At 43.3% G+C, this 12,723-nt stretch carries 9 protein-coding genes; 7 read left to right on the forward strand and 2 right to left on the reverse strand.

Going from position 1 to position 12,723, the window contains the following annotated elements; genetic code table 11:
* Positions 1 to 45 precede the first annotated feature (45 nt).
* On the forward strand, positions 46 to 624 hold the full coding sequence (purN, locus tag BVU_RS05325) for a phosphoribosylglycinamide formyltransferase (protein WP_005850133.1): 579 nt from the start codon (positions 46 to 48) through the stop codon (positions 622 to 624).
* Here purN and BVU_RS05330 read toward each other — a convergent pair.
* Positions 596 to 1,141 carry an RNA polymerase sigma-70 factor gene (locus tag BVU_RS05330; RefSeq protein WP_005844272.1) on the reverse strand — a complete coding sequence of 182 codons (546 nt, stop codon included), beginning with the start codon at positions 1,139 to 1,141 and terminating at the stop codon, positions 596 to 598. The genes purN and BVU_RS05330 overlap by 29 nt on opposite strands.
* Positions 1,142 to 1,461: 320 nt before the next feature.
* Between BVU_RS05330 and BVU_RS05335 the strand changes: the two genes are divergently transcribed.
* The 6 genes from BVU_RS05335 to BVU_RS05360 all read left to right on the forward strand — a co-directional run bounded on the left by BVU_RS05335 (position 1,462) and on the right by BVU_RS05360 (position 11,454).
* Positions 1,462 to 4,500 carry a SusC/RagA family TonB-linked outer membrane protein gene (locus tag BVU_RS05335; RefSeq protein WP_011965024.1) on the forward strand — a complete coding sequence of 1,013 codons (3,039 nt, stop codon included), beginning with the start codon at positions 1,462 to 1,464 and terminating at the stop codon, positions 4,498 to 4,500.
* Positions 4,500 to 6,203 carry a SusD/RagB family nutrient-binding outer membrane lipoprotein gene (locus BVU_RS05340; RefSeq protein ID WP_005844268.1) on the forward strand — a complete coding sequence of 568 codons (1,704 nt, stop codon included), beginning with the start codon at positions 4,500 to 4,502 and terminating at the stop codon, positions 6,201 to 6,203. Before BVU_RS05335 ends, BVU_RS05340 begins: the two co-directional genes overlap by 1 nt.
* A 245-nt stretch (positions 6,204 to 6,448) precedes the next feature.
* Positions 6,449 to 6,958, forward strand: coding sequence for an RNA polymerase sigma-70 factor (locus tag BVU_RS05345; protein WP_005844266.1), 510 nt, complete (start codon positions 6,449 to 6,451; stop codon positions 6,956 to 6,958).
* Positions 6,959 to 7,027: 69 nt separating this feature from the next.
* On the forward strand, positions 7,028 to 7,831 hold the full coding sequence (locus BVU_RS05350) for a FecR family protein (RefSeq protein ID WP_005844264.1): 804 nt from the start codon (positions 7,028 to 7,030) through the stop codon (positions 7,829 to 7,831).
* A complete protein-coding gene (locus BVU_RS05355; RefSeq protein ID WP_008666596.1) occupies positions 7,828 to 10,482 on the forward strand; it encodes a TonB-dependent receptor in 2,655 nt (884 codons plus the stop codon). Before BVU_RS05350 ends, BVU_RS05355 begins: the two co-directional genes overlap by 4 nt.
* 6 nt (positions 10,483 to 10,488) lie before the next feature.
* The gene (locus BVU_RS05360; RefSeq protein ID WP_008666594.1) at positions 10,489 to 11,454 is read left to right on the forward strand and encodes a DUF4249 domain-containing protein; all 966 of its coding nucleotides are present in this window, start codon (positions 10,489 to 10,491) and stop codon (positions 11,452 to 11,454) included.
* Between the two features lie 164 nt (positions 11,455 to 11,618).
* Here the strand turns inward: BVU_RS05360 and pdxB are convergent, their stop codons facing one another.
* A complete protein-coding gene (gene pdxB / locus BVU_RS05365) occupies positions 11,619 to 12,644 on the reverse strand; it encodes a 4-phosphoerythronate dehydrogenase PdxB (protein WP_005844256.1) in 1,026 nt (341 codons plus the stop codon).
* Between the last annotated feature and the right edge of the window lie 79 nt (positions 12,645 to 12,723).

Raw genomic sequence — 12,723 nt, forward strand, 5'->3', positions numbered from 1 at the left:
TTTTGCACATTTTTTTGTTTTATGTGCACCAAAATAGAGAACATCATGAAGAAAATCGCAATTTTAGCTTCAGGAGAAGGCACGAATGCTGAAAGAATTATTCGGTATTTTTTAGAGAAAAGAACAGCTGAAGTAGCATTGGTTATCGTCAACAAAGCACAGGCCGGTGTACTCAAGCGAGCTGAAAGACTGAGTGTTCCGTCACTTATCCTCACAGCCCAAGACTTTGCCGACGGGAAAGCACTGGAAATACTGCACCAATATCATATTGACTTTATTGTACTGGCAGGCTTCCTCTTGAAAGTACCTGATGCCATTTTGCATGATTATCCGAATAAAATAGTAAATATTCATCCGGCCCTCCTTCCCAAGTTCGGTGGTAAAGGTATGTACGGTTCCCGCGTGCACCAAGCTGTCATAGCTTCCCATGAAAAGGAAAGCGGCATCACCATCCATTATATAAATGAACGATATGATGAAGGAAATACCATTTTCCAAGCCACCTGTCCGGTATTGCCCACTGACACGCCAGATACATTGGCAATACGGGTGCACCAGTTGGAATACGAATATTTCCCTCGGGTGATTGAAGCGACTATTCTAGGCAAAAATCTTTCAATCTAATACGAAAAAACTGAAGAGCTTTGCCTATCCGATAATTGACAGTCTGCACCGACACCTCCAGCTTGTCAGCAATTTCTTTATGGGTCAGTTGTTTATACCGACTCATAACATATACTCTTTGCAGTTCTTTAGGAAGAGAATGAAGGGCTTCCATATAGGTATTAAACAACTCCGTGCCATAACAAGAATCCAATGCCGGCAGAGATTTCAACTGTTGGCTCTGATATTCTTCATATACCTGACGGGTAATATGGGAACGGGTGATTGAATTCAAAGCCCTGTTCCTGACACTGGTAAATAAGAAAGATTTCAGCGACAAGTCCTCTACCAGCAACTCACGTTTTTCCCACACATACATCATCAAATCCTGCACTATCTCTTCAGCCTCTTCAAGAGAAACATACGAGGAACAAAACAAACATAGCGGCTTGTAATAAGAAGCATAAACCAGGGAAAATACTTTTTGATCTCCCGACTTCAAGGTTTTAATAATTAAGCGGTTATCATTAAGGTTCATAGGTCATTTTTAATTTAAGGTTACACAAACATAAGTATTTATTTCAAAATAAGAAAACAAGAATGAGATAAAATACAAAAAATATAAGTTTTTGTTTAGTAACCCGGTTATGATATTTGTATTAATAATGTTGACCGACTTAAAGAGAGATTAACAGAAACCTTAATAAATAAACCTTGATAAGTTAACCTTAAACTGAATGCCTATGCGAAAAACTATCAAATCAAACCTATTGGGTAAACATGCCCAATTATCAACAAACCTATTATTTAATCTGAAAACAAAAATCTAATAAAGAACGAACCTCAAAATCTAACCTTATGAGACGAATTTTTACTTTTTTCCTGACATTCCTATTGGGAGTGTTTGTAACAGCATTGTATGCACAAACGCATACAGTCAGCGGTACTGTAATAGATAAAGACGCTAACGAACCTCTGATCGGCGCAAACGTATTAATTAAAGGTACAACTATCGGAACAGTGACTGACCTCGACGGAAAGTATACCCTGCAAGCCGGTGACAAAGACATTCTGGTATTCTCCTATTTAAGTATGAAAACCATAGAGGAACCTGTAAACGGACGTACAGTAATCAACGTAAAAATGGCATCGGATACAGAAACACTGGGTGAAGTCGTAGTAACGGCAATGGGTATTAAACGCCAATCCGAAACACTGACCTATTCTGCGCAAACAGTAGGAGGTAAAGACGTTAATGACATCAAGAGCGTCAATATGATTAACTCCCTGCAAGGTAAAAGTGCCGGTATGATGATCACACCGAACTCAACCGGAGCCGGCGGTTCTTCCAAGATTCTGTTCCGTGGCAATAAGTCCATCAGCGGTAACAACCAACCGTTAGTAGTAGTAGACGGAGTTCCTGTCATGATGAATATCACCAACTCACAAGTAGACAGCAACTACGGAGGCCAGCGAGACGGTGGTGACGCCATGTCTACAATCAATCCGGACGACATCGCCCAAATCACTTTGCTGAAAGGTGCATCGGCAGCAGCGCTTTATGGTGCGGTAGCAGCCAATGGCGCCATTATGATTACCACCAAATCAGCACAGTCGGGTAAAGTTTCCGTTAATGTATCCAGCAACACCACGATGGAGAGCCCAATGGTGCTACCCGAATTCCAGACTACTTATGGAATGAGCGACAACGGTACTTTCAGCTGGGGTGAGAAACTAAGCAGCAAAGCTCCAAACTATGCAAAAAAATTCTTCCGTACCGGATTTACAACGAATAACTCCATCTCCTTAAGCGGAGGCAATGAAAATATCCAATCTTATTTTTCCTATGCCAATGTCTATTCACAAGGCATCACTCCCCAGAATGACTACCGAAGCCACAATTTGAATTCAAAAGTAGGTTTCAATATTCTGAAAGACATTCATATTGATTTCACGGCCAAGTTTACCAACCAGCACATCACCAATCAGGCAGCTGCCGGTTACTTATGGAATCCGCTGACCGGTGTTTATCTCTTCCCTAGAGGAGAAGACTGGAATGGCTATAAAGAGAACTTCGAGGTATATGATCCCGCAAGAGGCTGCTATGTCCAAAACTGGACAAATACACAACAACAGCAATTCGGTAATCCATATTGGATGTTGAACAGACAGACCCCTATCACCGACCGTAACCGCTATGAATTCGGCGGAAGCATCAAATGGAACATTACTCCGGATCTGAATATCCAAGGACGTATGCGTTACGAAAGAGGAGAAGAACACTGGGTACACAATGCTTACGCATCCAGCGTAGGAAACCTTTATCCGATGGGACGCATGAAAGACAACCGCTATTTCAGCGACCAACTTTATGGCGATGTTTTAGTAAGCTACAACCATACATTCAATGATTTTTCTCTATCCGCTACCGCTTCCAGTTTTACAAAAACCAAAACCTCTCATGTAGACCTATGGGGCGAGGGTTCCCAGTTCTCACAGCCCGGTTCCGGAAACATTTTTTATCCGAACATCTTTACTCCGAACAACTATTATGGCAATATGTCCACCGTGGGCAAAGATGACAACTGGATGACCCAAAAACGGCTGAACTCAGTATTCGCCACCGCACAACTCGGTTACCGTGAAGGCATATTCCTTGATATATCAGCACGTAATGACTGGTCTTCGGCATTGGCTTTCACAGAAAGCTGTTCATTCTTTTATCCCTCTTTTGGCGGTAGTGTCCTGCTGAACAAATTTGTAGATATGGGTAAGAACATTGATTTGTTCAAATTCCGTGCAAGCTATTCTATCGTAGGTAATGACGTACCTGTATTCATGAGTAATCTACTCTATTCTCTAGGTTCTCAAGGTGCCATCACTCCCCCCGACAAAGCTCCATTCAGAACATTGAAGCCGGAAAAAACCCATTCTTTAGAAATTGGTTTTGACGGTACATTCTTACAGAACCGACTGAATATCAACCTGACTTATTATAAAACCAACACTAAAAATCAGTTCTTCTCCGTTGCGGCTCCTTACGAATCAGGCTTGAGAAACCGTTATGTAAACGCCGGTAATGTAGAAAACAAAGGCTTTGAATTCAATATCGGATGGTACGAGCAGTTCACTGACAACTTCAGCTGGAGTACCAACCTGAACTTCTCTTATAATGATAATAAAATCAAAGAATTGGTAGATGACCTTCCCAACGGACTGACATTGACCGATTTCGGAGGTGCAAAAGTTATATTGAAAGAAGGCGGCCACTACGGAGATCTGTATGTACGTCATCTGATGCGTGATGAGAACGGCAAACCCTTGCAAAACGAAAAAGGAGAGCCTATCGTAAGTGGTGATTCTATGGACGAACTGGAATACGCAGGCAATATGAATGCCAAAGTAAATATGGGATGGACAAACACATTCCGCTACAAAGACTTCTCACTATCGTTCCTGATTGATGCTAAATTCGGTGGAAAAGTGATTAGTATGACCGAAGCCGCCTTGGACGGATGGGGCGTATCGAAACGTTCAGGTGAAGCCCGTGATGCCGGCGGTATTACAGTGGACGGAGTAAAATTTGATGCCGACAAGTACTATCGTACCACCGGTAACAACAACTTCAACAGTCCATACGCTGTGGAGAACTATGTTTATGATGCTACCAATATACGTCTTCGTGAAGTGACTTTCGGTTATACCTTCCGTAACTTGCTGGGTGCAGGCAAGAACCTGACAGCAGCCATCATCGGCCGCAACCTGTTTTTCTTCCATAAAGACGCCCCGATGGATCCGGATGTATCGGCAGGTACAGGTAATGGAATACAAGGTGTAGATATGTTTGCACTGCCTACCTCACGCAGCTTTGGTCTTAATTTAAAACTTAACTTCTAATGCTTGAAACTATGAAACGGAATAAGATATTAACATACGCCTTCTTAATGGCAATCCCCATGACTACAGGAAACATCTTTTCTTCCTGTACAGACGACTTCGAGAAATTGAATACCAGTAACATACAGGTAGATCCGGCAGACCTTCCTTTTGCCGCACAATGTACCGAACCGATGACCTACTGTTATCCTCCTCAGCAAAATATGTTCCAGTTTTGGACCAACCTGACTATTGACCTTTATGGAGGTTATTTTATGACTCCCAACGGTAACTTCACCAACGGTGATATGGGAGAGAACCGGGGACATAGCGGTGGTATGTACGAAAACTATTATCTCCATATTTTCAATAACACCCGCCGCATCATCGCACAATGTGACGCCAGTGGTGAAAGAGGCCTGTCAGGCGTGATGCGTATCGTACAGGCTTACGGAACATTGATGACCACAGATGCCTACGGACCGATACCTTACAGCTCCATCCTATCGGGAGAAAACGAAGTGTATTTCGAGTTCGACAGCCAGAAAGACCTGTATAAAGCCATGCTTGAAGATCTGAGTACAGCCATTACTGACATCAGTGCCATGGGAGCAGATGAAATAGCCAAATTGAAATCCTTTGACTGTTGGTGCAACGGCGACAAAGACCTATGGGTAAAAATAGCCAATACGATGAAACTACGCATGGCGTTACGCCTGTCCAAACGGGAAACCGAAGCCGGCAACGCCGGAATGAACCTTAAGGCAATCGCTACCGAGGCTGCCCAAAACACTTTGGCAACAGTCAACAAGGATATTCTGATCGATAAAAGTCTTGAGAATGAAATGTGGCTGATGTTCAATTGGGGTGATTGTGGGTTCAATGCCAATCTGGTAACTATTATGAGTGGAACCAAAGATCCGCGCCAACCGTTATATATGACCCTGAATACCGGAGATATCAAAAACGAAGCCGGTACTACCACAGTAGCTGCCAATAGTCAATACCTGGGTATCCGTTTTGCCAGTGGCCTGCCTGCCAAACCAAACAGTTGGGGTAACTTCTCCGGTTGGATTCAAGGAAACAACGGTTCCTCTTATTCCATGCCACTGCCCATCATGAAAGCAGCGGAAGCCTATTTCCTACTGGCTGAAGCAAAATTAAGATGGGATATTGGCAGTGAAAGTGTAAAGAACCTATATGAAAATGGAATCCGTGTTTCCATGACTAATGAATTAGCTTATCGGGGGGCTTATGCCGGAATCAAAGAATATCCGGAAGGAGCAGTAGATGCCTACATCAACGGAACAAGCACCCAAATAGACTATACAGATCCCATCAAAGCCGAATTAAGCACTCCGGCTGTAAATAAATTAAGTGTAAAATGGGATGAGAGCGCAAGCAACGAAGAAAAGCTGGAAAGAATCATCACCCAAAAATGGCTCGCCCTATTCCCTCTATCCACCGAAGGCTGGGCAGAACAACGCCGCACCGGCTATCCACGCTTCTTCCCTGCATTCGTCAATGAAAGTAATGGAGCCGTAAACACAGAAGAAGGTGTGCGCCGCGTAATTTATAGCAGCCAGGCTTATGATGCCAACGCTAAGGGAGTAGAAGGCGGAATCAAGCTTCTGGACGAAGAAAATTCCAGCAAATTCGGTATTTCCGGCGACAAAGGCGGTACACATCTTTGGTGGGATAATGCTGATAAAGGAAACTTTTAAAGGCAATATTTTAAGGTAAAGACTGTGATTTTTGTTTCAATAGGTATTCCATATTAAAGTTTCGGATAGGGTAGACCGTGAGGTTTGCCCTATTTTATGACTACCTCCGAAAAGCCGATACAATAACCTCCCGCACCCGAATTGTTATCATTACTAAATGAAATTAAAGACTTTTTCATCTCTTGTTGCTTGGCAAATAAAAGAAAAGCCGTAAGTTTGCTTTCCAAAAAAGAATAAAACACAGGATGCAATTATCACCCAAGGAATTTGAATACCAATTTCGCTGTCTTTACCGTCCGCTGAATATGTATGCCCTGCGCTATACTGAAAATCTGGATGACGCAGAAGACATCGTCCAACAAGCCTTCTCTGATGTATGGGAGAAGCTTGTCGGAGGCACATCTATTCAAAACCTGAAAGCTTATATGTACCAAACTGTACGTAACCGCTCACTCACACTGATAACCAACCGACAAACACACTGTGAAACAACCGAACTGACAGACTTGGAAGATTTAACAGAAGAAGAACGCATCATCCGGTCAGAACGTGACGCGCGTTTATGGACAGCCATCGACCACCTTCCTACCGAACGGAAAAAGATCTTTCTGCTTTCCAAACGTGACGGCCTTACTTATCAGGAAATTGCCACCGAACTGGGTATTTCTATAAAAACTGTCGAACATCAAATCAGTAAGGCACTGAAAACATTACGAGAAACAGCCATTAAAATATATACTTTTTTCTTCGGATAAAAAAATCGGCAAGCGAATAGGGGGATTTTGTCTTTTCCCTGTCTTAACAATAAAAAGAAAGAAGATCGCATGGAGAAAGAAGAGAAAGATATTCGTTTTGTAGCCCGGTTCTATCGGGAAAACAGGCTGGACACAACACAAGCCTGGCAAAAACTAGGTATCGGCAAACAAAGAAATAACTCTATCTTATTATATAGACTGATAACTATCGCTGCTGTCACTTTCCTGATAGCCGGATTCAGTTGGTGGTGGATATACGACAGGCAAGACTGGATTGTCATTGCCTCATCCGCACACGCTGTCAAAGAAGTCACGCTTCCGGACAACAGCCATATTACGCTGGCAGAGAATTCGGCCTTACAGTATGACCGCTTGGCATACGGTAAAAAAAACAGGAACGTCACTTTAAATGGAAAAGCATATTTTTCAGTCACACATCAAGAACAATGTCCTTTCAGGGTACAGACCGAACTGGCAAACATACAAGTACTGGGTACACAATTCCAAGTAACGGCAAATGCAAATCAGACTTCGGCAACCGTAGAGTCTGGAAAAGTCCGTTTTTATAACAAAGAACAAAAAGAGGCTATTCTGACAAAAGGCATGTATGCCTTCATTAACCAAAAAGGACAAATGCAAATAAACAAACAAAGTGACCCCAACACTTTTGCATGGAAGACCCACGTGTTTGTTTATAATGAAGCCCCCTTGAAAAAGGTAGTAAAAGAATTAGAAGAAGTCTATAAGGTCCATATCGGCGGAATTCCACAAAAAGAGTACTATCTGACCACGACCTTTGACAATACTCCGATAGAAGACATAATTGAAATCATAAACCAAACACTAGATACGAAACTAGACATAACCCAATGATGCAATTCCATTCTAAATTTTCTTTTCTTCTGCTCCTTTGCCTCATGCACATTTGTATTGAGGCAAAAGGAACAGAACATGATGAGCCCCTCGTAACATTAGATATGAAACAAACCCCCATCCGTAAAGTTTTGGCAGAAATCACCCGGCAGACAGGTGTAACCTTTTCGTATGAGTCCTCCTTAACAAAACATCTGTTACCGATAGATATAACAATAACCGCCCAGCCGTTATCCCACTGTTTGCGCATTCTGTTTCAAAAACTGCCCGTAGAATATATACAATCAGGCAAATACATCATCCTCAAGAAAAAACAGAAAAACATTGTAATCAGCGGCTTCATACGAGACAAATCCTCCTCAGAGTCCCTTATAGGCGCCTCCATCTATGATGCCAAAAGCCATCAAGGAACAACCAGCAACGCCGACGGCTTTTTCAGTCTGACTCTGGAAGCCGGAAACGATGTATACCTGAACATCTCCTATGTAGGTTATGACAGTTTCCACCGTTCATTCACACAATTGGAACAAGACACGCTGCTTCCGGTTCTGCTGAACAGCCACCAGCAATTAGCCGAAGTGGTAGTGACCGGAGAATATACCTCTTCTCCATTAGTCCAAACATCCGATATGGGACATACCCGTCTCAACAAAGACCTGATCCAACAAACCCCGGTATTATTCGGAGAAGCTGATATTATAAAAACTCTACAGACCTTGCCGGGTGTATCGGCAGGCACAGCCGGATTGGCAGGAATGTATGTGCGGGGCGGTAATGGAGACGACAATCTTTATATGATAGAAGGGAATCCGTTATACCAGATCAACCATGTGGGCGGTCTGTTTTCCTCCTTCAACGCCGAAGCCGTAAAGGATGTAGAATTCTTTAAGTCCGCCTTCCCCGCCCGTTACGGAGGAAGACTGTCCAGCGTAGTCGATATCCATACAAAGGATGGCAACATGAAAGAATATCACGGAAGCGCCATGCTGGGACTGACCTCAGGCAGCCTGAATCTGGAAGGTCCGTTGGTCAAAGACCGGACCTCATTCAACTTTGCATTACGCCGTTCATGGATTGACGCGCTTTCGGCCCCAACCATCGCCATCTGGAACGCTACCAGAAATAAAGGAGAAACCCAAATAGTGGCACGATACGCTTTTACCGACATGAACTTTAAACTCAACCACCAGTTCAATGACCGCAGCCGCGGATATGCCGGTCTTTACTGGGGAAACGATTTTTTGAAGGGAGGAGAAAAAAGAGAAGGTGACAATGGATATGAAAGCAGAAACACCGGCAGACTGCGATGGGGAAACATCATGGCATTTACCGGCTGGTCATACGTATTCAACAACCAACTCTTCGGTAATGTGAATGCCGCCTTTACCCACTATTCTTCCACCTTGAAAGGAGACTACTACCAAGGAACAGAAGCCAACTACGTATCACAGGAAAGTTCAACCCGGAACCGCATTGACGACCTCAGCATACGAGCCAATTTCGATTTCCGCCCCAATGCTTCCCACCAGTTGCATTTCGGCACTCATTATATTTACCACCGTTTTCATCCCGTAGACGAAAAATCGCATTTTTCCAATGGCATGACCACCCAGACCAGACAAAACAACGACACTGCCCTACCTGCACATGAATTAGGCATATATATGGAAGAAGACTGGAAAATGAACAAAAGAATACGTTTGAACGCTGGGGTTCACCTCGGACTATACACCATTGACGGGAAAACGTACACTTCCCTGGAACCCCGTTTTTCCAGTCGTTTCCTGATCAATCCGCAACTCAGCCTCAAAGCCTCTTATACCCGGATGAGCCAATATGTACATCAAGTCAATGAAAGCTACATCAACCTGCCCACAGACACATGGATACCGGTCAGCCGCAAGCTGAAACCGATGCAGAGCGACCAACTGGCTGTAGGAGCTTATTACACCACCGGCAACAAAATCTACTCTTTCTCCATAGAAGGATATTATAAATGGATGAAACATCTGATGGACTATAAAGACAACTACCAGTTTCTCCCTCCTTCCACCAGCTGGGAAGACAAACTGACTCAAGGAAAAGGACGTTCTTACGGCGTAGAACTTATTGCCCGCAAAGAAAAAGGGAAAATAACCGGATGGGCAGGCTATACTCTAAGCTGGAATGACAGACAGTTCACTGAGATAAATAAAGGCAAGCGTTTTCCTGCCAAATTCGATAACCGGCATAAATTCAATATAATAGCCAATTGGAAAATCAAGCCCAAACTGGAGTTGACCGGAAGCTGGACCTACGCAACCGGTAACCGGCTCACGGTTTCTTTCGAAAACTACCAGGCCGTTTCTCCCCAACATCCGTTTCCGGGAGGCAGCCTGGTTCCTCCTTATATAGATTCAGGCGGATTAGACTATTATACGGAACGTAATAATTTCCAACTTCCCGCCTATCACAGACTCGACTTGGGCATCAATATTTACCGGCCAAAGAAAAAGAACCGGATGGGAATATGGAATATCAGCATCTACAATGTCTATTCCTACATGGCACCCGTCAGCATACGCAAAGGATGGTGGTATAATAACGACTGCTTCTATACCCTGGGCATAGTTCCCATTATACCATCAGTTTCTTACACTTATAAATTTTAAATGATTATGAAACATCTGCTATATACATTACTTCTAGGAGTGTTCCTTACCTCCTGTTATCGAAAAATAGATTTGAACGAATATCGCACTACGCCCAAAATGGTAATAAACAGTGTAGTATCCCCCGACACAGTGGTAATGGCCTCCATCACCCGGACCTGGTTCTATCCAGACAAGAAGCCTTATGTCAATCTCCCTCACGCCCATGTGGAGCTCTATATCAACAATCAATACATAGAAACCATGCAATGGAAAACACTGAATAATCCCCGGAACCCAGACCAGCCGGATACCTTATTCCTTTCAAATACAATCCCGGCAGAAGGAGACCGGATAAAAATTGTTGCATCCACCCCCGAATATGGTACGGTAACGGCAGAAGATATCATACCAAAGAAAGTAGCTATAAAAAACGCCAGTCATACAATTAAAAAAGGTAACGGAGTTTATCAAGGAACAATTTCCGACTATTTTGAAATATACTATGAAGTCACGTTTGATGAATTTCCGGAAAAGAACAATTATTATCTGGCCAAAATCACACAAATAAAAACGGGCTATTACGGTTACTACGAAACAGAAATAGATTATATAGATCCTGTATTCAAGGAACAGGATGCCATATTGGACGAAAGTATGGCATTCAACGGATTGGAAAAAAGAGGAGGAGCCCTCTTTACCGACCAAAGCATTAACGGACAAACCTATACTTTACAAATAAAAGAGACAACGGCAGAGTTAGACGAAACAGAACAAAGAATCATTTCCATCTATTCCCTTTCCGAATCCTACTTTTTATACCTGTTGTCCTTACAAAAAATTGCCGGAAGCACGTTAGAAGGAGGCTTGGGTAACATTGGACTAGCCGAACCTCTACGGGTTTACAGCAATGTGGAGGGAGGAACAGGTATTCTGGGCGGCAACCAACATTCGGAAACAACTATAACATTGAATAACCCATCTAAAAAATAATTGATTATGGATACATTACAACAAGCTCCCGCCTTATGGTATTGGAGCGAACCCGCATCGGGATACAGCATTGAAGATTGCGAACAGATTGTAGCAGAAGAGATGCAAACAGCAAAAGCAGACTAAAAGTTCTGGCCACCGTAGGGGTACATTGAAATGTCCCCCTACGGTAAAAAAGAAATTTCACGCCTCAATGGATAATTCCCCCGCAAATGTTCAAATTCTTCGGGATGCCGTTTCAATGCATCACTGTCACGAGTCGGATCATACACCTGTAGAAAAGCCTCTTCCGGATCAGAAGAATAATCCATATACGGCAAAGCGGGCGGTACTATTTTAAAATCAGCCTGTATATGGAAGAAGTTACAAAGCTCCTCCAATGCCATCCGTGTAGCATTCGACTTTCCGTCAGCTGAATACCCTGCTATATGAGGGGTTCCCAAAAAAACTTTCTGCAACAAATCCGGGTGAATATCCGGTTCATTTTCCCACGTATCAATAACCGCATCACGTATCCGGCCTGTCTTCAGCGCATCAAGCAAAGCCAATGTCTCTATTACTTCTCCACGAGAAGTATTCACAATAAAAGGTTTCCGTTGCAAACCGGCAAAGAAATCCGCATCCGCCAGATGGAACGTTTTATATTTCCCATTCCTGTTCAGCGGAGTATGAAAGGTTATTATATCACATTCCCTTGCCAGTACAGACAAATCCACAAATTCCGTTTCCCCCCGGTCCGCACGTGGAGGATCATTCAGCAAGACCCGCATCCCCAATGCCTCCGCCATACGTTGGATACGGCTTCCCACATGTCCTACCCCAACAATCCCCAGACAGCTTTCTTCCAATCTCACCCCCTTCCGGCGTTTCAACAATAATAATACCGAATGCAGGTACTGCTCCACACTGCCGGCATTACAACCGGGACAATTTTTCCATACAATTCCCGCCTCATCACAATAGTCCACATCAATATGATCAAAACCGATGGTCGCAGTAGCAATGAATTTCACCTTGCTTCCTTCCAGCAGTTCACGGTTACAACGGGTACGGGTACGGATCACCAATGCGTCAGCATCCCGTACATCCCCGGCGGTAAAACCACTGCCGGGCAAATACACCACTTCATCGGCTATCTGTTCGACAGCTTCATGTATATAAGGTATTTTATTATCTACAATTATTTTCATCTTTCAAAAACTTGCTTGGGAACAAAGGTAGACACTTTTACCGAATAATAATTGGCTGATTAGAAAACTTTGCATAGAT

Origin of the sequence: Phocaeicola vulgatus ATCC 8482 (assembly GCF_000012825.1) — a bacterium.
GTDB classification, from domain to species: Bacteria; Bacteroidota; Bacteroidia; order Bacteroidales; family Bacteroidaceae; genus Phocaeicola; species Phocaeicola vulgatus.

Excerpts from the sequence above, each read along its gene's own strand:
- BVU_RS05335 (WP_011965024.1), top strand. The coding sequence starts at position 1,462 with ATGAGACGAATTTTTACTTTTTTCCTGACATTCCTATTGGGAGTGTTT.
- pdxB (WP_005844256.1), bottom strand. The coding sequence starts at position 12,644 with ATGAAAATAATTGTAGATAATAAAATACCTTATATACATGAAGCTGTC.
- purN (WP_005850133.1), top strand. The coding sequence starts at position 46 with ATGAAGAAAATCGCAATTTTAGCTTCAGGAGAAGGCACGAATGCTGAA.
- BVU_RS05345 (WP_005844266.1), top strand. The coding sequence starts at position 6,449 with ATGCAATTATCACCCAAGGAATTTGAATACCAATTTCGCTGTCTTTAC.
- BVU_RS05350 (WP_005844264.1), top strand. The coding sequence starts at position 7,028 with ATGGAGAAAGAAGAGAAAGATATTCGTTTTGTAGCCCGGTTCTATCGG.
- BVU_RS05340 (WP_005844268.1), top strand. The coding sequence starts at position 4,500 with ATGCTTGAAACTATGAAACGGAATAAGATATTAACATACGCCTTCTTA.
- BVU_RS05360 (WP_008666594.1), top strand. The coding sequence starts at position 10,489 with ATGAAACATCTGCTATATACATTACTTCTAGGAGTGTTCCTTACCTCC.
- BVU_RS05355 (WP_008666596.1), top strand. The coding sequence starts at position 7,828 with ATGATGCAATTCCATTCTAAATTTTCTTTTCTTCTGCTCCTTTGCCTC.
- BVU_RS05330 (WP_005844272.1), bottom strand. The coding sequence starts at position 1,141 with ATGAACCTTAATGATAACCGCTTAATTATTAAAACCTTGAAGTCGGGA.